Consider the following 19096-nt stretch of genomic DNA (forward strand, 5'->3'; position numbering starts at 1 on the left):
TCCTGGCTAGAGCTTGCCGCCTGGAAGATTGGGAACTGCGGTCTGTGTGGGGCCGGAGGTCCGTGGCGGAGCGTAGCCGGGTCCGATGATCTTGTCTGCGCCGTCGACCGGTTCTGGCGTCACATGGCGATCACCATCGGTGCTTGCGTGCGGGACGGGTAGCGCTCCGCCGTCCTGGGAGAAGTTCTGCCCGCAACCGCTTATCAGCAGAGCGGACCCGAGGGCTCCGCAGACGAGTGCCACGGCGGTGGACCTGCGGCGGGAACGCGGCCCCAGCGGCCGCGCCCGTTGAGGGTCCACCGGCCGTCGCGCCTCGCTCGAACAGCCTGCCATGTCTGAGAAAGATGAGGTGTCCACGATGGGCTGTACCCTACCGTGCTGATGAGCGAGGTATCCATGAAGCAGGCGGCGCCTGGCCCGACCGTGGTCCGCTTCACGGCTCGTGTCGTCGGCCGTGTCCAGGGCGTCGGTTTTCGTGACTACGTGCGCACCCGTGGCCGCCGGCTCGGCCTGGTGGGAACGGCCACCAATATGCCCGATGGCGCCGTCGTGGTGATTGCGGAGGGCGCGGCGTCCGCATGTCAGAACCTGGCCCGCCTGCTCGTGACGGGTCACACTCCCGGTTGGANGGATCGGGTCNAGGTGGTGTGGCAGAGGGCACAGGGCGATCTGGTCGACTTTCGCCGGAAGTGACTGCCTGTGGACACTGNGCTGGCCCAACTGTCGTCAGGATGACCGTCAAGTTTTTGCGTGTTCACCGGATCAGTCGGGGGGCATGTGGCATGCTCTTGACTTTCGGTCACTCGGCGTGGGACTCTAGANCCATTGTTTGGGGCGCACTCTGATCTGTTCGGATCTTGTGTTGTCCGACACCCACTAGGTCACTCATCGTGGAGGACCATCACTATGGCGAAGGCCCTTTTCGGCCACGTCGGTTCCGGCAGCGACCTGCGTCTCTCCTACGAGGTGCGCCGGCTCCGTGCTCGAGTTGCGGAACTTGAGGCTGAACTGACTCGAGTACGCGAGGTCAACGAGGCACTGGTCGGAGGTGTCGACGTACCGGAGGATGTCCGGGCACTCGACGCCGAGCCGGCGTACACCTGAACCGCAAGGTCGGCTATCGGGGCGTTTCCTGTGAGGAACGCCCCTTCGTACTGACTCCGCCCAGCTTAAGCGATTTTCGGGCCTTAAGTGTGTGCGTAATTGGCTACATACTGTAATTGAGGCGTCGCTTGGTCGGGGGCGGCCGTCGCGACATCAGGGTCGTCGTTCGGGAGTGTACTCCTAGCGTGACCCGGAGTGCTGCGATGTTCCGTCCCCGTTCGGGGCTGGGATTGCAGTGTCGGTCTTGCCGGAATCCTGGCGAGACAGGTTACTTCTCCGACTCCGCAGGCCCTATTTCGGAGCGCGACTGCGGAGTGTAGCTGCATGCGTGCTTTGTGTCGCTCGATAGGATGGGTCTATCCCACCGTCGGCTGCTCCCGGCTATCCGTCACCAGTCCGGCGAGCCCTCCTCACCGCTCCGGAGACCGGTGCACCTCAAGAGCCTGACCCTGCGGGGCTTCAAGTCCTTTGCGAGCTCGACCTCCTTGCATCTCGAGCCCGGAATTACCTGTGTGGTAGGCCCGAATGGGTCCGGTAAGAGCAATGTGGTCGATGCCATCGCCTGGGTGCTTGGGGAGCAGGGCGCCAAGGCGTTGCGGGGCGGCACCATGTCGGACGTCATCTTTGCGGGCACACCCGCACGCCCGGCGCTTGGTCGGGCCGAGGTGCTGCTCACGATCGACAACTCCGACGGCGNGTTGCCGATTGAGTACACCGAGGTGACCGTCGGCCGTCTCATGTTTCGCAGCGGGGAGAGCGAATACACGATCAACGGCACGGGATGCCGGCTCCTCGACATCCAGGAGCTCATGAGCGACTCGGGGATCGGCCGCGAGTTGCACGTGATCGTGGGCCAGGGCCAGCTCGACGCCGTGCTGCACGCGCGCCCCGAAGATCGCCGTGCGTTCATCGAGGAGGCCGCCGGCGTTCTCAAGCACCGCAAGCGCAAGGAGAAGGCGCTGCGCAAGCTTGAGGCGATGTCGGCGAACCTCACCCGACTCAGCGACCTGTCCGCGGAGCTACGTCGGCAGCTAGGTCCGCTCGGCCGGCAGGCGGAGATCGCGCGAAAGGCCGGAGTCATCCAGGCCTCGCTCAGGGACGCCCGACTTCGGCTGCTTGCGGACGATCTGCACTCTGCGCGGACCGCGATCGCCTCAGACGTCGTGGACGAGGAGGCGCTGCGGCGACGTCTCACCGACTCGGAGACGGCGCAACGCGCCACGGCGCAGCGTGAAGCGCAGCTCCAGGCGGAGCTTGCCGCCGTCGTCCCTCGTGCGGCCGCGGCGCAGGAGACCTGGTACGCGATGGCCTCCCTGCGGGAGCGGTTGCTGGGAACCCGCTCGCTGGCGACTGAGCGAGCCCGGCTGCTGCGGATCGGATCCGATGAGCTACGGGGTCGCCGTGATCCAGAGGAGCTCGAGCAGGAGGCGATCGCGGTCCGGGAGCAGGAGATCGCGCTCACCGAGCGGTTGGAACGCGATCGCGAGCTGCTCGAGGAGGTGGTCATCAGGCGGGCGGACCTCGAGGCAGCGCTGGCACACGAGGAACGAGAGCTGATCGCCGCGGCCCGCGCCGCGTCCTCCCGGCGCGAGGAGATCGCTCGGCTCGCCGGCCAGGTCGAGGCCGCGCGGTCGAGGGCGAGCGGCGCGGAAGAGGAGATCGCGCGGACGACGGAGGCGCTGACGGCCGCACGGGAGCGCGATGCGGAGGCCGCCCAATCCCGGACCGCGCTGGAGACGGAACTCACCCAGATGGAGGGCGCTCGAGAGGAACTCGCCGAACGGCACCGCACCGCGGTGGCGGTGCATGCCAGTGCGACCGACCGCCTGGAGACGCTGCGGGCACAGGAGCGTGCGGCCGAGCGGGACCGGGCGTCCTGGACGGCGCGCCGTGATGCTCTCCAGCTTTCGCTCGTGCCAGCCGACGGCGTGGCGGCTCTGCTCGAGGCCGTCGCGCGGGCGCGGGTTCCTCAGGGCGAGCCGCCGGGCAACGCGGGCGGCCCGCGAGACGGCGCCGAGCGGGCTCACGATGGCGTGTCATCGGGTGATGGGTCGCCCGCGAGGTCGTCCGGCGGGAAAAGGGGCGGACCCGGTAGCCGTCGGCACCGATCAGGTGCGATGAAGGACTCCGCCTCGGCCGACAGGGGCCGGCCCGAACTCCCGCCCCTGGACCCCTCTTTTGCGCCCCTGGGCCGGCTGTCCGACGTTGTGACCGTGCGGCCGGGAGCCGAGGTAGCGGTGGCTGCGGCGCTGGGGCCGGCGGCCGACGCGCTGTTGGTCGCCACGCCGACCGAGGTACTGACCGCGTTCGCCTGGCTGCGGCAGGCCGATGCCGGCCGAGCTGCGGTGGTGATCGCCGGGACCATGGGAGATGGGAGCGGGACCGCAGGCGATGCCGAGGGCGTCGGCGGATGGCAGCGCACCGGCCGGGGCCGCGGCGAGGCGGACGAGCCGGTCGGCGACGTGGCCGGCCCGCTCCCCGAGGGCTGCGTCCCCGCCCTGGCCCTGGTGGAGATTGTCGACGACCGTTTCCGTTTCGCGCTGGTGTCGCTGCTCGAACGCACCATCGTCGTCGACGATCTGGCCGCCGCCGAGCTCGCCGTCCGGTCTCGGCCTGATCTGCGGACTGTCACGAGGTCCGGCGATGTCCTCGGTCCCGCAGCGTCGATCGGGGGCAGCGCACATCCGCCGTCGGCGATCGAGCTGCGCGCGGCGGCCGACGAGGCGCAGGCCGGAGTGGTGGAGGCGGCCCGACGGGCCGAGTCGGCCCACGAGTCCTTCGAGCCGGCCAGAGCCGAGGTGGCGCGGACCCGTTCGGCCATCGACGCGGCGCTGGCCGCCCTGCACGGGGCCGACGCCCGGTATCGAGCGTTGTCCGAGCAGGTCGCACAGCTTGAGCGGGCGAAGGGCGGTGCGGGCTCGGAGGTGGCCCGGCTCGAGGCCGTTCGCGGCCGCGCGGAGACGGCCAGGGACCGGGCCTACGGCGCGCTGACCGAGCTGGAGACCGCCCTCGCCGCAACCTCGGCGCAGCCGGAGATCGACGAGCCGACGCCGGCCGAGCGGGATCGGCTGGTCACCGCTACCTCGGCCGTGCGTGCCGCCGAGGTAGAGGCCCGGCTGGCCGTGCGGACCAGCGAGGAACGGGTGCGCGGCCTGCAGGGTCGAGCGGACGGGCTGATCCGGGCCGCGGCGAGCGAACGAGCGGCCCGGGCCGCCGCCGCCCGCCGGAGGGAGGTGCGCGAGCGGCAGGCTGTGGTCGCGGCGGCACTCGGGGACGCCACCCAGGTGACCCTGGATCGGTTGGACCGTTCGTTGGCCCGTGCTGCGGCCGAGCGTGCGGAGGCCGAAGCCCTGCGCCGCGCGACCGAGTCGGACCTGACCGCCGTGCGTGAGNAGACGCGGGCACTTGCCACCGAGGTTGCGGCGCTTCGGGATGCGGCGCACCGCGACGAACTGGCCCGCGCGGAGAAGCGGCTGCGGGCGGAGACGCTCGAGACCAAGGCGATGGAGGAGTTCGGGATCGGCGCCGAGGACCTCGTGGCCGAGTTCGGGCCACAGGTGCCGGTCCCGCCCGACGACCCGGACGGTACGCCGGCGCCGTTCGACCGGGCCGAGCAGAACGCCAGGGCCGCCACCGCGGAGAAGCAGCTGGCCCGCCTCGGCCGGATCAACCCGCTTGCGCTGGAGGAGTTCGCTGCCCTGCAGGAGCGGGCGGCGTTCCTGTCGGCGCAGCTCGACGACATCAAGAGCACACGGCGGGACCTGCTGCTCGTGGTCGAGGAGGTCGACGTCCGGGTGCGTGAGGTGTTCGCCGCAGCCTTCGCCGACACCGCCCGGGAGTTCGAGGTGGTCTTCGCCACCCTCTTCCCCGGTGGCGAGGGCCGCCTGGTGCTCACCGACCCCGACGACATGCTGACCACCGGGATCGAGGTCGAGGCACGCCCGCCGGGCAAGAAGGTCAAGCGGCTGTCACTGCTGTCGGGTGGGGAGCGATCGCTGACCGCACTCGCGCTACTGCTGGCGATCTTCCGGGCCCGTCCGTCACNGTTCTACGTTCTCGATGAGGTCGAGGCGGCCCTGGACGATCGCAACCTCGGCCGGTTGCTGAACGCCATCGAGGGGCTGCGGCAGAAGTCCCAACTGATCATCATTACCCACCAGAAGCGGACTATGGAGATCGCCGACGCCCTGTACGGCGTGGCGATGCGTGGTGACGGAGTCACGACCGTGATCAGCCAGCGGTTGCGGGAACGGGCGGCTGTCTGACCCGGCCCGGGTGGGTGCCGGGGGTGGGTGAGCACCCCGGGCACCCCCGGCCATCTGTCAGGATCGGGGGGTGGAGCTCCTCATCCTGATCGTCGTCATCGCCGTCGTCGCACTGGCCACCATGGGACTCGTGGTGGGCAGCGCCGTGCGGCGGCGCCCCCGCAGGGCCGTCGGAAGGGGCGGCCGGTCCGACACCGACCTGTCTCCCGGCGTCGGTGACGATGCCGAGGCGCCTCGCGATTCGGCGACCCGGACGATCGACGACGTCGGCCTGCCCGCCGCGTCCAGGACCGCGCCGCCCCTGGGGGACACGACCGGCGTGCCGGTGGTCGGGGACGCCGCAACCGCGGGACCGGCGGACACGAACCTCGCGCCCTCGGTTCCGCCGCAGCAGCGGCCCCCGGCGGAGACGCCGGCCCCGGCGGCCGGCCGGTTGGTGCGACTGCGCCTACGCCTGTCCCGCTCGCAGAATGCACTCGGCCGCGGCCTGCTCTCCCTGCTGTCGGGCGACAATCTCGACGAGGAGACGTGGGAGGACGTGGAGGCGACCCTGCTCGTCGCCGACGTCGGCGTGGCGGCTACTGGTGAGCTGGTAGCAGCGCTGCGTGAACGCACCAAGGTGCTCGGCGCCAGTACCCCGACCCAGGCGCGGGCGATGCTGCGCGACGAACTACTCGCCCAGGTCGGCACGGCGACCGATCGTTCGCTGCGGACGTCGGTGCCGGATCGTCCGGCCGTCGTCCTCGTCGTCGGGGTCAATGGCACCGGAAAGACCACGACCTGCGGCAAGATCGCGCGGCTGCTGGTGGCCGAGGGCCGAACGGTGGTGCTTGGCGCGGCCGACACGTTCCGGGCGGCGGCTGCGGATCAGCTGCAGACCTGGGGCGAGCGGGTCGGTGCCGTGACCGTCCGTGGGGCCGAGGGCGGTGACCCGGCCTCGGTCGCCTTCGACGCGGTGAAGCAGGGCATCGATTCGGCCGCCGACACCGTGCTGATCGACACCGCCGGCCGCCTGCATACGAAGACCGGCCTGATGGACGAGTTGGCGAAGATCAAGCGGGTGATCGGCAAGCACGGTCCCGTCGACGAGGTCCTGCTGGTGCTGGACGCCACCACCGGGCAGAACGCGCTGGTCCAGGCCCGGGTGTTCACCGAGGCGGTGGAGTTGTCCGGCGTCGTGCTGACGAAGCTCGACGGCACGGCGAAGGGCGGGATCNTCATCGCTGTGCAGCGCGAGCTCGGCGTGCCGGTCAAGCTGATCGGCCTGGGCGAGGGACCAGACGACCTTGCTCCCTTCGAGCCCGAGGCCTTCGTCGACGCCCTGCTCGGCGAGCCGGTCTGACGGACCGAGCACCCCTCGGCTCCTGCGGTGCACGGAGACCACGGAGTGTCACACGTCAAGGTCTTCCCGTCGCTCCGAATGTGATCTAGGCTTCATCGCTGAGTGGAGCCGGGAGGCTCCTCGGTAAGCCGCGACGATCGTCCTCGGCGAGTTTCCGGCTGGGGGGTGAGCGTCCGGCGAGGCGTCTCGCCGTCCTCAGCGCAGAGGGCGGATCCGGCCGGTACGAGACCAGGTCGGCGTCCGTGCGGGTATGCCTCGCCGGGCCGCGCATGGTTGCGGGGTGATCGGCAGCGCCGGCCTGTCCGCCTGTGCGCCCAGCCGGACCAGAGCCCGCGTAGGGCGAGTGGCCATCCATCACCGGGTGATCGGGTGATCGGGCACCGGACGATCGGGCACCGGACGATCGGGCGTGGGGTGTTCGGACGTGGGGTGTTCGGACGCGGGGTGTGTTGTCCTCGTCGTCGGGTGCGTACGCTGGTGCCTGCGGTCCGCCTGCGATCTCGGAGTGTGTGCGCGTGTTCGACACCCTTTCCAGCCGCCTCGACAAGGTCTTCACGTCGCTGCGTGGTCGGGGGCGCCTGACCGATGCGGACATCGACGCCACGGCACGGGAGATCCGGGTGGCGCTGCTGGAGGCGGACGTCGCGCTTCCCGTGGTCCGCAGTTTCGTCGCGGCGATCAAGAGCCGGGCGCGGGGGGCCGAGGTCGGCGCCTCGCTGAATCCGGCCCAGCAGGTCATCAAGATCGTCAATGAGGAGCTCGTCGCCATCCTCGGTGGCGGCACGACGACTCTGCGGTTCGCCAAGACGCCGCCTACCGTGATCCTCCTTGCCGGCCTGCAGGGCACGGGCAAGACCACCCTCGCAGGCAAGCTGGGGCGGTGGCTGAAGGCGCAGGGGCACACCCCACTGCTGGTCGCGGCCGACCTGCAGCGCCCCAATGCGGTCAACCAGCTCCAGGTGGTGGGGGCGCGCGCCGGCGTCGAGGTCTTCGCCCCCGAACCCGGCAACGGGGTCGGGGATCCGGTCCGAGTGGCTCGCGACGCGCTGGCCCACGCCCGCCGCCAGGTCTTCGACGTCGTCGTCGTCGACACGGCTGGCCGGCTCGGCGTCGACGAGGAGTTGATGCGTCAGGCCGCGGATATCCGTGACGCCGTCTCGCCGGACGAGATTCTCTTCGTCCTCGACGCCATGATCGGTCAGGACGCCGTAGCCACGGCCAACGCCTTTGCCGACGGGGTCGGGTTCAGCGGCGTCGTGCTGACCAAGCTCGACGGTGACGCCCGCGGCGGCGCGGCGCTGTCGGTCGCCCAGGTGACCGGGCGCCCGATCATGTTCGCCTCCACCGGCGAGGCCCTCGACGACTTCGACGTCTTTCATCCGGAGCGGATGGCGTCGCGGATCCTCGGGATGGGTGACGTTCTCACCCTGATCGAGCAGGCTGAGAAGGCGTTCGAGGCCGAGCAGGCCGAGGCGANGGCCGCGAAGATGGCGGCCTCGGAGTTCACGCTCGAGGACTTCCTCGACCAGATGCTCACGGTCCGCAAGATGGGTCCGATCGGCAACCTGCTCGGCATGCTGCCCGGCATGGGGCAGATGAAGGAGCAGCTCGCCCAGGTCGATGACCGCGACGTCGACCGGGTGGTCGCCATCATCCGGTCGATGACGCCGGGGGAGCGGCGTGATCCCAGGATCCTTCAGGCCTCTCGTAAGGCGCGCGTGGCCCGCGGGTCCGGTGTCACGGTTACCGAGGTCAACCAGCTGCTCGACCGCTTCGCCGAGGCCCGCAAGGTGATGCGGCAGATGGCGGGTGGAATGGGGCTGCCCGGCGGGATGGCCCGGGCGAAGGCCGCCTCCGCCCGTAAGGCCGCCAAGAAGGGGAAGGGCGCGAACCGCAAGGGAAACCCGGCGGCGCGGGCGGCGCAGGCCAAGGCGCAGAAGTCCGCGGCGCAGGAGCGTCTCGGCAAGGGGCCTGGGTTCCCGGACGGTATGCCGGATCTGGCGGCTCTCATGCGCCAGCAGGAGGGCCTTGGCGGGATGCCGCCCGGAGGTCCGCGCGGCGGTCGCTGACAGGCGTGGTCCCGCCTGACGAGTCCGCGCTCTCCCGGGTGCGCGGCTGACGGCCGCGGTCTGGCAGACTGTAAGCTCTAGTGCAGGCCCTGCCTGCCAGCGTCGGTGTGGCTGCCCTCCGATCTCGTGCTGTACGAGAGTGATTCGAGTGGTTGTTCCGGCGCTGGTGCTTTCCCACCGTCGGACCTCCCGTACCTCCGGGGTCCGGCGGTCACCGACACGTCTGGAGCCGTTCGACCACCGTGGCAACCAAGATTAAATTGCAGCGTCTCGGCAAGATGCGCGAGCCGCATTACCGCATCGTCGTGGCCGACGCCCGCACCAAGCGGGACGGCCGGGTCATCGAGGCCATCGGGCAGTACCACCCGAAGTCCGACCCGAGCATCATCAAGGTCGATGCCGAGCGGGCTCAGCACTGGCTGTCGGTCGGGGCTCAGCCCACCGAGCCGGTCCTCGCGATCCTCAAGGTCACCGGTGACTGGCAGAAGTTCAAGAACCTGCCGGCCCCGCCGCCCATGAAGGTCGCCGAGCCGAAGGCCGACAAGCGGGAGATCTTCCAGGCGGCGGCGCGGGCCGCTGCGGGCGCCGAGGACCGTCCGGCGACCACTCCGAAGAAGGCCAAGAAGGCCGCGTCGGCGGATGGTGCGGACGCACCGGCCGCGGACGCGCCGACCGCCGCGGGGCAGTAGGTGCTGGAAGCGGCCCTCGAGCATCTCGTGCGGGGCATCGTTGACCATCCTGACGACGTCCGCGTGGATCTCAACAACGGTCGGCGCGGCCGGACCCTGGAAGTGCGGGTGCATCCCGACGACCTCGGGAAGGTCATCGGTCGGCGGGGCCGCACAGCCCGTGCTCTGCGCACGGTCATGGGCGGCGTTGGCGGCCGTGGACTGCGGATCGATGTCGTCGATGTGGACCGCTGACACTCGTCGGCCTGGCGATGCCACCGGTCCACCCGCCGCCCACCTCCGTGACTGAGCCGATCGTCGTCGGCCGGATCGGCCGACCGCATGGTGTTCGAGGCGACGTCACGATCGAGGTACGGACGGATGTGCCGCAGCGTCGGTTTGCGCTGGGTGCGGTGCTCGGGCGTGAGGGCGGCGGTGCCCCCCTCACGGTCGCCGTGGCCCGCTGGCATTCGGGCCGTCTCCTGCTCCGCTTTGAGGGAGTCGAGGATCGGGGTGCCGCGGAGGCCCTTCGCGACGTCCTGCTGACCATCGACCCCGCCGAGGCCGGACCACCGGTGGACGACGACGAGGACGCCGAGGGCGAAGCCGGCGACACGTGGTGGGACCGTGACCTCGTCGGNCTGGAAGCGGTCACGACGGCCGGTGCCCCGCTGGGGCGGGTGACGGACGTCATCCATGCGCCGGCGGGCGACCTGCTCGCCGTCGGGCGTCCGGGCGGGGGCGAGCATCTCGTTCCGTTCGTGCGGGAGATCGTCCCGACTGTGGATCCGGCTGCGGGTCGGATCGTCGTCGATCCACCGCCTGGTCTGCTTGATCTCGACTGATTCCGCTCCGGCCCGGTCGGCGATGATCCACCATTGCGGGCGACTCCTGGTTCGGGGCCGATCCCGATGCTCCGGGAGCTGCCGATGCGCGCCGACGTCGTGACCATCTTTCCCGCGTACCTGGAGCCGTTGCGCCTGTCCTTGGTGGGCCGGGCCCAGGAGCGTGGGACCCTCGACGTCCGCACCCATGACCTGCGGGCGTGGACCAGCGACGTGCACAGGACGGTCGACGACGCTCCCTACGGCGGTGGTCCCGGAATGGTGATGCGTCCCGAACCATGGGACGCGGCGCTGTTGGAGATCGCGGCATCGGACCCGGCACGCCGCCCGCGGGTCGTCGTGCCGACCCCGGCGGGCCGGCCGTTCTCGCAGCGTCACGCGGAGGAGCTCGCACGGGAGCCGTGGCTGGTGTTCTGCTGCGGTCGTTACGAGGGCATCGACTCCAGGGTGATCGATACCTGGGCGGATGACGAGATCTCGATCGGTGACTACGTGCTGGCCGGCGGCGAGGTCGCCACGTTGGTCATCCTCGAGGCGGTCGCCCGTCTCCTGCCGGGAGTGCTCGGTAACAGCGCGTCGGCGGCTGACGATTCGTTTTCCGACGGTCTGCTCGAGGCACCGGTGTACACGCGTCCGCAGGTCTGGCGGGGCGCCGAGGTACCGGCGGTCCTGCGATCCGGGGATCACGCGGCCGTGGCCCGGTGGCGGCGGGCGCAGGCGCTTCGCCGCACCCTGCTGCGGAGGCCGGATCTGGTGGAGCACGCCGAGTTGTCCGACGCTGACCGTGCCGTCCTCGAAGCCGTGGCGGCCGAAGTACAGCAGCACGCCGCGACCGCATCCGGGGCGGCCCCGGAGGGCGAGTCCGCGGCTGGGCGCGGTTCGGCCATGGATTCGCCGGACCAGCTGTGATCTTCAGGGTCGGTGGGGCGTGTGCCACGTGGAGCCTGGGTTCGGTCCCGACGGCCACGCCTGGCGGTCATCGCGGGCCGTCGTCGTGTTGTGTCCTCTGCGCCGACGGGCGTGCGGCTGCCTGACGGGGCGTGTGGCGGCCCTGGGATGCACGGTCGGAGTCGCCCGCTCGTGTGGCACAGTACAATGCAGTGTCCGCCGGTTCGTGACCGGCTCGGGTGGCCTCAGGTCGAATGATCCCTGCGGGACGTCTCCGCGGTGGAGCCTGCCGATGCACGGGTCCGGGTCGGGCTCGGCCATGGGTTGTTCGCCGCGGTCGTGGGCCGAGGGCGCGGACGATCCACTCTCAACCTCTTCAGGAAGCGACTGCCATGCACACCCTGGACAGCCTCGACGCCGAGTCGCTGAGGACCGACGTGCCCGAGTTCTGGCCGGGCGACACCCTCAAGGTCCACGTGCGGGTCGTCGAAGGAAACCGTCAGCGCATCCAGGTTTTCCAGGGTGCCGTCATCCGTCGGCAGGGTGGCGGAGTGCGGGAGACCTTCACCGTCCGGAAGGTGAGCTTCGGCGTCGGCGTCGAGCGCACCTTCCCGCTGCACAGCCCGATCGTGTCCAAGATCGAGATCGTGACCCGCGGTGACGTTCGCCGGGCGAAGCTGTACTACTTGCGGGAGCTCCGCGGCAAGGCCGCGAAGATCAAGGAGAAGCGGGAGCCGATCTCGCGCTGACGTCCTCGTCGCCCAGTGCCCCGCCCGGACCAATCGTCGGCGACTTGCCGGTACTCCGTGCGCGTGTTGGCCCCGTTCGTGGACGAAGATGGGCGGCACGGTCCGCAACGACGTCGCACGGGGCGGCTGGTGGCACGTCGACCGGTCCGATGAGGTCAGACGGTCGATCCAGCGAGGTGGCGGAGTGAACGCATCCAGTCCGGGTGGGCATCGTCCGCCGCCGGGAGACGCAGGAGGCAGCCGGCCTGTCGGCGATCCGCGATGGGTCGGTCCCACATCCGAGGGGCCGCCGCGGGTTTCACCTCCGCGGAGTGATAACGATTCCGCCGACGAACGGTCCGACTGGACTGCTGACTCCGCGGAGGCCCGTGGCGATGTCGGCGGCCCGGCCGCACTCGACGGCGCGGGCGGGGCGCCGGCTGCGGGACCGGACGAGCGAGGCAGTGGTCGCCGAGTCGGTCGACCCGGATCGGGAGTCCGGGGTCGGGGCTCGTTCCTGCGCGAGCTGCCCGTGCTCGTTCTGGTCGCTTTTCTGCTGGCGCTGCTGATCAAGGCGCTGCTGGTCCAGGCTTTCTGGATCCCGTCAGAGTCGATGGAACGCACCCTGCTGGTCGACGACCGTGTGCTGGTCAACAAGGTCGTCTACCATTTTCGTGACGTGCATCGGGGCGAGATCGTCGTGTTCAACGGCAAGGGGACGGGTTTCGACCATCAGGAGTCGATCGTTCCCAAGCCCACCAATGTCTTCAGCAAGTTCGTCCGGGGTGCGCAGAACCTGCTCGGCCTCGGGGCCCCGAGTGAAACCGATTTCATCAAGCGGGTCATCGGGGTCGGCGGCGACACGGTCGCGTGTTGCGACGCGGAGGGCCGGGTGACGGTCAACGGCCATCCGCTGGACGAGCCGTATGTGTATCAGAACGACTACCAGCGTTTCGGTCCGCTGAAGGTGCCCGCGGGCTATCTGTGGGTGATGGGCGATCACCGGGGGGCGTCGTCCGATGCCCGTCAGAACGGACCGATCCCGAAGGACAAGGTGGTGGGGCGTGCCTTCGTCCGGGTCTGGCCGCTGAGTCGGTTCGGTTTCCTGGGCGTGCCGGACACCTTCAGTGGGATACCCGCCGCGTCGGTCGCTCCTCGCGCGACGCCGACGCGCACGATACCTGCGGCGTCGGACACATCGGGCGTGGGGGCGGCCCAACCCGGGGCGGGCCTGCCGGCGACGGACGACACCTCTCTGGTGGCGATCGTCGCACTGGCCCCGCCGGCCTGGCGGGCGCGGCGCCGTCATGGACCGCCCGTCATCGCGGGGAGTTCGGTCCCGCCGCGACGCGGATCCCCATGAGGCCGCGCGGGGTCGTGATCCGGCGCGACGCCGGTCTGTTCGGTTATGAGCGGGCGTTGGTGCGTTGTGGGCTGGGTCCGGTCGCCGGAGTCGACGAGGCGGGTCGTGGCGCCTGCGCCGGTCCTCTGGTCGTGGCCGCGGTGGTGCTGGGCCCTGATGGCAGGCGCCGGCTATCGCCTCGGCTGGCGGACTCCAAGCTGCTGACCGAGCAGGTCCGGGAGGGCCTCTTCGACGAGGTCATGCGATCGGCCGCGGCCTGGTCCACGGTGGTGATCCCCGCGGCGGAGATCGACCGGACCGGAGTACACGTGGCCAACATCACCGGCATGCGACGTGCCGTCGCGCGGCTGGGGCGTCGGCCGGGCTACGTACTCACGGACGGGTTTGCGGTCGCCGGCTTCGGTACGGAATCGTTGGCGGTCGTGAAGGGGGATCGGGTAGCCGCGTGCATCGCGGCGGCCTCGATCGTGGCGAAGGTGACGAGGGACCGGATCATGCGTGCGTTGCACACGCGCTATGCCGAGTACGATTTCGCGCAGCACAAGGGATACGTCACCGCGGCCCACGCGGCGGCGCNGGCGCGGTACGGACCGTGTGACGAGCACCGGAAGTCGTACGTCAACGTGGCTGCGCACGCGATGNCGACGAGGGAAGCCCGATCATTGCGGCTGGAGGACAGAGTGCTTGCGACCAGCCTGCACGGCGTCACGGAGACCGCATGAGCGCGGAAGATCTCGAGAAGTACGAGACCGAGATGGAGCTCCAGCTCTACCGCGAGTACCGCGACGTGGTGGGGCTGTTCTCGTACGTCATCGAGACCGAACGCCGGTTCTACCTCGCCAACGAATATCAGATCGANGTCAGGAACAGCACGGACGGTGAGGTCTTCTTCGAGTTGACCCTGCGGGATGCCTGGGTGTGGGACATGTTCCGGCCCGCGCGCTTTGTGAAGAATGTCCGGGTCGTGACGTTCAAGGACATCAATGTGGAGGAGCTGACCAAGGCCGAGCTCTGACGCTCCGCCCTTGGTCGCAGGCCCTCGCCGGCGCTACCAGCGCTCTGCCTCGACTCCGCTCTAGCCTTGGCGGTCATGGAAGCGGCGCTCCGGCCGAGGCGCTTCGTTCACCGGCCGCCCACCTCCGCCAGGGCCCGCTGACCCGTACCCGACGGTACCGTCTGCCTGCGGCCCACCTGTGGATAAAGTCCGTCATCCACATCTTGATCAAGGCTCCTGGTTGTTTTCGCCCGCAACGCCGACGCTGAAACAGGCCGGCGGGCGCACGTCCCCCGGCGGACGGGAGCGTGGCGATGCGCGCGAAGGACGCACTGGGTCGGTTCGGAGAGGAGGTCGCGTCCCGGCATCTGGCTGCGGGGGGCGCGGCGATCCTCGACCGCAACTGGCGCTGCCGGGAGGGCGAACTCGATCTCGTGCTCCGGGACGGGGCTGATCTGGTGTTCTGCGAGGTCAAGACCCGATCCGGGACGCGCTTTGGGTCTGCCGCGGAAGCGGTGGTCGGTCGGAAGGCGGCCCGGATCCGCCGGTTGGCCGCCCGCTGGCTCGCGGAGCACCCGCACGAACCCTCTCCTGTGCGTTTCGACGTGGTGCTGGTGTCGCGTCCGCCGATCGGCCCGGTCCGCGTCGAGCATCTTCGGGGTGCGTTCTGATGGCGCTCGCCCGGGCCNGAGCAGTCGCGGTCCTCGGGGTCGAGGGACATCTGGTCGAGGTCGAGGCGGATCTTGCCGACGGCCTGCCGCGTCTGACTCTCATCGGCCTGCCCGACGCTGCCCTGCACGAGTCGCGCGACCGGATCCGTGCCGCGGTGGTCAACTCCGGCCAGAAATGGCCGGCCCGTCGGATCACCCTTGGCCTGTTTCCCGCCACCCTGCCGAAGGCGGGCAGCGGCTTCGATCTGGCGATGGCGGTTGCCGTGCTCAGCGCNGCCGCGGTGGTTCCGCCCGAGTCCCTGCTGCGTCGGGTGTTCATCGGCGAGCTGGCTCTGGACGGTCGTGTGCGCGCGGTGAGAGGAGTGTTGCCAGCAGTGCTCAAGGCGGCCGCTGTGGGCGTCGAGTGCGTGGTGGTCCCGGCGGCCAACGCGGCCGAGGCGGCGCTGGTGCCCGGCGCCCGTGTCGAACCGGCCATAGATCTGGCCGGCGTGCTGGCAGTCCTGCGCGGGGATGCCGCCGCGCCGGAAGTGGCGGCGCCGCCGCTCGCTGCACCCGCCCCGGCCGAGGCGTCGAGCCTGGACCTGGCGGACGTGGCCGGCCAGACCCGGGGTCGGCTCGCCGTCGAGGTCGCCGCGGCGGGCGGCCACCACCTGTTCATGCAGGGGCCGCCCGGCAGCGGGAAGACGATGCTGGCCGACCGGCTGCCCGGCCTGCTGCCCATGCTCGACATCGACGCCTCGCTGGAGGTGACGGCAGTGCACTCGGTGGCCGGCCTGCTACCGTCGAACGCTCCCCTCGTCACCCGCCCGCCCTACCGCAGCCCGCATCACAGCGCGACCCCGGCGGCGTTGGTCGGGTCGGGCTCGGCGGTCATTCGTCCGGGGTTGGCCAGCCAGGCCCATCGCGGGATTCTTTTCCTGGACGAAGCCCCCGAGTTCAATCGGCAGAGTCTCGACGCCCTGCGCCAGCCGCTGGAGAGCGGCACGATCGAGGTGGCCAGAGCCCGGGCGACAGCCCGGTTTCCGGCGCGGTTCCAGCTCGTCCTCGCCGCCAACCCGTGCCCCTGCGCGAGGGCGCGTGGGCCGCGGGCGACGGGCTGTGAGTGTCCGAGCCTGGTGCGTCGGCGCTACCTCGCCCGCCTCTCCGGCCCACTGCTGGACCGGATCGACATCCAGGTGGCCCTGAGCGCTCCCAGCCGGGCCGAGCTCAAGGCAGATCTGGGACGCTCGGCCACCTCGACGCAGGTTGCCGCCCGGGTGGCGGCAGCCAGGGAACTTGCCCGCAGCCGGCTGGCGGGCACCCCATGGCGGGTCAACGCGGAGGTGCCCGGTCCGGCGCTGCGCAGGCTCTGGCCGCTGCCCACGAAGGTCACCGCGGTGGCCGAGCGGGCCTTCGACGCGGGCCTGCTCACTGCCCGTGGCCTTGACCGTGTCCACCGTCTGGCCTGGACCTTCGCCGACCTCGCCGGGCGGGCATCGCCCGGACCGGAACAGTTCGGCGCCGCGCTGGACCTGAGGTTGCCCGGATGGGCGGCATGAGCGTGCCCGTTGCGCCTTCTGAGCCGCCCGAGCCCGGGACCGGCCTGCCCGCACCGGGGGTGGCCCCCCTGCGGTCGGCGGCGAGTGGGGCCGATCTCGGATCTGTGTTGCCCGAGCCGGGCGGCGGGGAGCCGACCGAGGGCGTCATCCCGGTGACAGCGATGCCCGCCGGCGTGGTGGAGACGGACCCGGAGCGACTCGCCCGGATCGCGCTGACCCGGGTGTTCGGACCCGAACATCAGCGCGTGGCCGTCGAGGTGGGGCGGCGTGGTGCCGCTCGGGTGTGGGCCGAGGTGCGGTCGGCGCACCCCGGGGTGGATCCCCTGCGCGACCTGGACGCTGCGTCGCGGGTCGGTGCCCGGCTGGTGTGCCCGCAGGATCCCGAATGGCCGATCGAGCTCGACGCGCTGGATCGCCTGCGTGACGAGGGCGACGGTTCCGCGATCGGCGCACCCCTGTGCCTGTGGGTGCGGGGGCCCGGTGACCTGCGAGAGCTCGCGTCGCGGGCGGTCGCCCTGGTGGGTTGCCGCGCCGCGACGAGCTACGGTCTNCATCTCGCCGGCGAGATCGCCTTCACGATGGCGGAGCAGGGCTGGGCGATCGTGTCGGGGGCGGCGTTCGGGATCGACGCGGCGGCGCACCGCGGCGCGCTGGCCGCGGCCGGACCGACCGTCGCTGTCCTCGCCGGCGGCGTCGACGTGCCGTATCCGGCCGCTCATGTGGAGCTGCTGGCCGAGATCGGTCGCACGGGCGCCGTCGTCAGCGAGGTCTCGCCCGGTACCCCACCCTTCCGTCGGCGCTTCCTGACCCGGAATCGGGTGATCGCCGCGTTGTGCCGCGGGACCGTGCTGGTTGAGGCGGGCCTTCGCAGCGGCGCGCTCAACACGGTCGCCCACGCCCGTCGCCTCGGCCGCCAGGTGATGGCCGTACCCGGGCCTGTCACCAGCGCGATGAGCGCCGGGTGCCACCGGTTGCTCCGCGACTTCCGGGAACAGACCGTGCTGGTCACCGGGGCCGAGGACATCAGTGAGGAGATCGCGGCCGTGGGCCGGTTCGCTGCGCNCCCACCGACGGCCGTCGGGCCTCGCGACGAACTGTCCGCGATGGTGCGTGATCTGCTCGATGCCATGCCTTCCCGCGCGGCGGTCGGCGTGTCGGTGTTGTCCCAGCGGACCGGGCTGCGCCCGGAGGAGGTGCTGGCCATGCTGGGGCCGCTGACCGTGGAGGGGCTGGTCGAGAGCGTCCCCAACGGTTACCGGCTGACCCCGCTCGGCCGGGCGCCGTCCAACGCCCGGTCCCGGTCTCGCCGAAGCTGAGCGGAGACCCCGTCCGGACGTGGTCCGATCCGGCGGGGTCTCCCTTCGGGGATCGCCCGGGTAGCCGAGGCAGTCGAGCCGAGGCAGTCGAGCCGAATCCGTCGCCTGCCCGCGACGCCACGCAGCACAACGTCCGCCGTCGACGGGGTCTTGACGCGGCGACCAGGTCCGGAGACGGTCCTCGCATGGCATCGCACCGCGATCGTGGTCCTGAGCGTGGCCGGGTGGATCCGGCCCCCGGGGGAGCCCGGACGGCGAGCGCGTGCCCTGCTCCGAGGCCGGCGGTGGTCGAAGGCGCCGAAGTGGGCTGGGCCGCGGCGATCGCCGGCTTCCGGCGCCACCTCGTCGCGGAGCTTGACCGGTCGCCGGAGACGGTTCGTGCCTACGTCGCCGATCTGGCGAGTCTGCGGGCGCACGCGGAGCGGGAGGGGCGCCCGGAGCTCGCCGACCTGGATCTGACGGTTCTGCGCAGTTGGTTGGCCGCCATGCGCGCCGCCGGTGCGGCTCCGGCGACACGTGCGCGGCGTGCCTCGCTTGCCCGAGTGTTCTCGGCCTATGCGGTCCGCCGCGGATTCCTGGCGACCGACGTGGCCGCCCGGCTGGTCGGTGCGCGCGCGATCCGGCAGGTGCCGCAGGTTCTGACTGCTGCCGCTGCGCGCCAGCTCCTTGATGCGGTGTCCGGGCCGGGCCAGGCGCCGGGCGATCAGTCCGCCGAACAGGTACGGCACTTCACCGGTGCACGACCGGGTCGCGATGACGACGCAGCCGTGCGAAGGGCTCTCGGCCTGCGTGACGCGCTGATGTTCGAACTGCTCTATGGCAGCGGGGTCCGGGTGTCCGAGCTGTGCGGACTGGACCTCGGGGACATCGACGACGAGCGGCGGCTGCTGCGGGTACGCGGCAAGGGCGGCCGGGAGCGCAGCGTTCCGTTCGGTGTGCCCGCGGCCAGGGCGCTGCGGGCGTGGCGGACCTCGGGCCGCCCGCTCCTGGCCGTACCCCGCAGCGGGTCGGCTCTGATGCTGGGGCAGCTCGGGGGCCGGCTCGATCCACGCACGGTGCGGCGAGTCCTGGCGCGTTGTGTGGAGTTGGGCATCGTTCCCACGGGGCTGACGCCGCACGGACTGCGCCACTCGGCGGCGACGCACATGCTCGAGGGAGGCGCGGATCTCCGCTCTGTCCAGGAGTTTCTCGGCCACGCCAACCTGGCCACCACACAGATCTACACGCATGTGACCCCGGAGCGACTCCGTGCGGCCTTCGACCAGGCGCACCCGCGGGCGTGACTCGCTCCGGACTGTCGACTGT

Annotated in this window: 14 protein-coding genes and 16 pseudogenes; all 30 read left to right on the forward strand. The window is 70.9% G+C overall.

What is annotated here, in order from left to right; all coding sequences use genetic code 11:
* Window positions 1-396: 396 nt before the first annotated feature.
* The coding region (locus FF86_RS01740; RefSeq protein ID WP_396229732.1) for an acylphosphatase at window positions 397-628 on the forward strand (232 nt) is incomplete at its 3' end.
* A gap of 12 nt (window positions 629-640) precedes the next feature.
* Window positions 641-693 (forward strand): annotated as a pseudogene (locus FF86_RS61710) (acylphosphatase); the annotation flags it as partial.
* Window positions 694-906: 213 nt separating this feature from the next.
* Window positions 907-1104 (forward strand): hypothetical protein, encoded by a 198-nt coding sequence (locus FF86_RS01745; protein ID WP_044886204.1) that lies wholly within the window; start codon window positions 907-909, stop codon window positions 1102-1104.
* Between the two features lie 428 nt (window positions 1105-1532).
* A partial coding sequence (locus tag FF86_RS38105; RefSeq protein WP_242418002.1) for an AAA family ATPase occupies window positions 1533-1800 on the forward strand: 268 nt, incomplete at its 3' end.
* A gap of 1 nt (window position 1801) precedes the next feature.
* Window positions 1802-4496: pseudogene (locus FF86_RS01750) on the forward strand (chromosome segregation protein SMC); the annotation flags it as partial.
* 1 nt (window position 4497) lies between these two features.
* A pseudogene (locus FF86_RS38110) lies at window positions 4498-5148 on the forward strand (chromosome segregation protein SMC); the annotation flags it as partial.
* Between the two features lies 1 nt (window position 5149).
* A pseudogene (locus FF86_RS38115) lies at window positions 5150-5369 on the forward strand (hypothetical protein); the annotation flags it as partial.
* A gap of 70 nt (window positions 5370-5439) precedes the next feature.
* On the forward strand, window positions 5440-6585 hold a 1146-nt coding region (ftsY, locus tag FF86_RS01755; RefSeq protein WP_242418003.1), incomplete at its 3' end, for a signal recognition particle-docking protein FtsY.
* A 1-nt stretch (window position 6586) separates the two neighbouring features.
* Window positions 6587-6711 (forward strand): annotated as a pseudogene (locus FF86_RS38120) (signal recognition particle-docking protein FtsY); the annotation flags it as partial.
* Between the two features lie 515 nt (window positions 6712-7226).
* The coding region (locus FF86_RS38125; protein ID WP_242418004.1) for a signal recognition particle protein at window positions 7227-8187 on the forward strand (961 nt) is incomplete at its 3' end.
* Between the two features lies 1 nt (window position 8188).
* Window positions 8189-8780: pseudogene (locus FF86_RS38130) on the forward strand (signal recognition particle protein); the annotation flags it as partial.
* A 242-nt stretch (window positions 8781-9022) separates the two neighbouring features.
* The gene (rpsP, locus tag FF86_RS01765) at window positions 9023-9469 is read left to right on the forward strand and encodes a 30S ribosomal protein S16 (RefSeq protein ID WP_011606864.1); all 447 of its coding nucleotides are present in this window, start codon (window positions 9023-9025) and stop codon (window positions 9467-9469) included.
* Window positions 9470-9703: an RNA-binding protein gene (locus FF86_RS01770; RefSeq protein WP_009742328.1), complete on the forward strand. Its 234-nt coding sequence runs from the start codon at window positions 9470-9472 to the stop codon at window positions 9701-9703.
* A gap of 47 nt (window positions 9704-9750) precedes the next feature.
* Window positions 9751-10088 (forward strand): annotated as a pseudogene (locus FF86_RS38135) (ribosome maturation factor RimM); the annotation flags it as partial.
* A 1-nt stretch (window position 10089) separates the two neighbouring features.
* Window positions 10090-10293 (forward strand): annotated as a pseudogene (locus FF86_RS38140) (PRC-barrel domain-containing protein); the annotation flags it as partial.
* 84 nt (window positions 10294-10377) lie between these two features.
* Window positions 10378-11202 carry a tRNA (guanosine(37)-N1)-methyltransferase TrmD gene (gene trmD / locus FF86_RS01780; RefSeq protein WP_044886246.1) on the forward strand — a complete coding sequence of 275 codons (825 nt, stop codon included), beginning with the start codon at window positions 10378-10380 and terminating at the stop codon, window positions 11200-11202.
* A gap of 371 nt (window positions 11203-11573) precedes the next feature.
* Window positions 11574-11930 carry a 50S ribosomal protein L19 gene (gene rplS / locus FF86_RS01785; protein ID WP_044886201.1) on the forward strand — a complete coding sequence of 119 codons (357 nt, stop codon included), beginning with the start codon at window positions 11574-11576 and terminating at the stop codon, window positions 11928-11930.
* Between the two features lie 511 nt (window positions 11931-12441).
* On the forward strand, window positions 12442-13272 hold the full coding sequence (gene lepB / locus FF86_RS01790) for a signal peptidase I (RefSeq protein ID WP_370657106.1): 831 nt from the start codon (window positions 12442-12444) through the stop codon (window positions 13270-13272).
* The coding region (locus tag FF86_RS01795; RefSeq protein WP_242418005.1) for a ribonuclease HII at window positions 13269-13848 on the forward strand (580 nt) is incomplete at its 3' end. The genes lepB and FF86_RS01795, both read left to right, overlap by 4 nt.
* A gap of 1 nt (window position 13849) precedes the next feature.
* Window positions 13850-13913: pseudogene (locus FF86_RS61715) on the forward strand (hypothetical protein); the annotation flags it as partial.
* Between the two features lies 1 nt (window position 13914).
* A pseudogene (locus FF86_RS38145) lies at window positions 13915-13994 on the forward strand (ribonuclease HII); the annotation flags it as partial.
* On the forward strand, window positions 13991-14130 hold a 140-nt coding region (locus tag FF86_RS38150; RefSeq protein WP_242418046.1), incomplete at its 3' end, for a DUF2469 family protein. The pseudogene FF86_RS38145 and the gene FF86_RS38150, both read left to right, overlap by 4 nt.
* Before the next feature lies 1 nt (window position 14131).
* Window positions 14132-14287 (forward strand): annotated as a pseudogene (locus FF86_RS38155) (DUF2469 family protein); the annotation flags it as partial.
* Between the two features lie 293 nt (window positions 14288-14580).
* The gene (locus FF86_RS01805; RefSeq protein ID WP_044886245.1) at window positions 14581-14937 is read left to right on the forward strand and encodes a YraN family protein; all 357 of its coding nucleotides are present in this window, start codon (window positions 14581-14583) and stop codon (window positions 14935-14937) included.
* Between the two features lie 18 nt (window positions 14938-14955).
* Window positions 14956-15211: pseudogene (locus tag FF86_RS38160) on the forward strand (magnesium chelatase domain-containing protein); the annotation flags it as partial.
* A gap of 1 nt (window position 15212) precedes the next feature.
* A pseudogene (locus tag FF86_RS01810) lies at window positions 15213-16475 on the forward strand (YifB family Mg chelatase-like AAA ATPase); the annotation flags it as partial.
* Window positions 16476-16636: 161 nt separating this feature from the next.
* Window positions 16637-17025, forward strand: a pseudogene (locus FF86_RS38165) (DNA-processing protein DprA); the annotation flags it as partial.
* Between the two features lies 1 nt (window position 17026).
* Window positions 17027-17537 (forward strand): annotated as a pseudogene (locus FF86_RS38170) (DNA-processing protein DprA); the annotation flags it as partial.
* A 1-nt stretch (window position 17538) separates the two neighbouring features.
* Window positions 17539-17791, forward strand: a pseudogene (locus FF86_RS64800) (DNA-protecting protein DprA); the annotation flags it as partial.
* Between the two features lie 185 nt (window positions 17792-17976).
* Entirely contained in the window at window positions 17977-19074 is a 1098-nt protein-coding gene (locus FF86_RS01820) for a tyrosine recombinase XerC (RefSeq protein WP_052681199.1), read from the forward strand.
* Window positions 19075-19096: the final 22 nt, after the last annotated feature.

This window comes from Frankia sp. CpI1-P, assembly GCF_001421075.1.
In the GTDB taxonomy this organism is placed as follows: domain Bacteria; phylum Actinomycetota; class Actinomycetes; order Frankiales; family Frankiaceae; genus Frankia; species Frankia torreyi.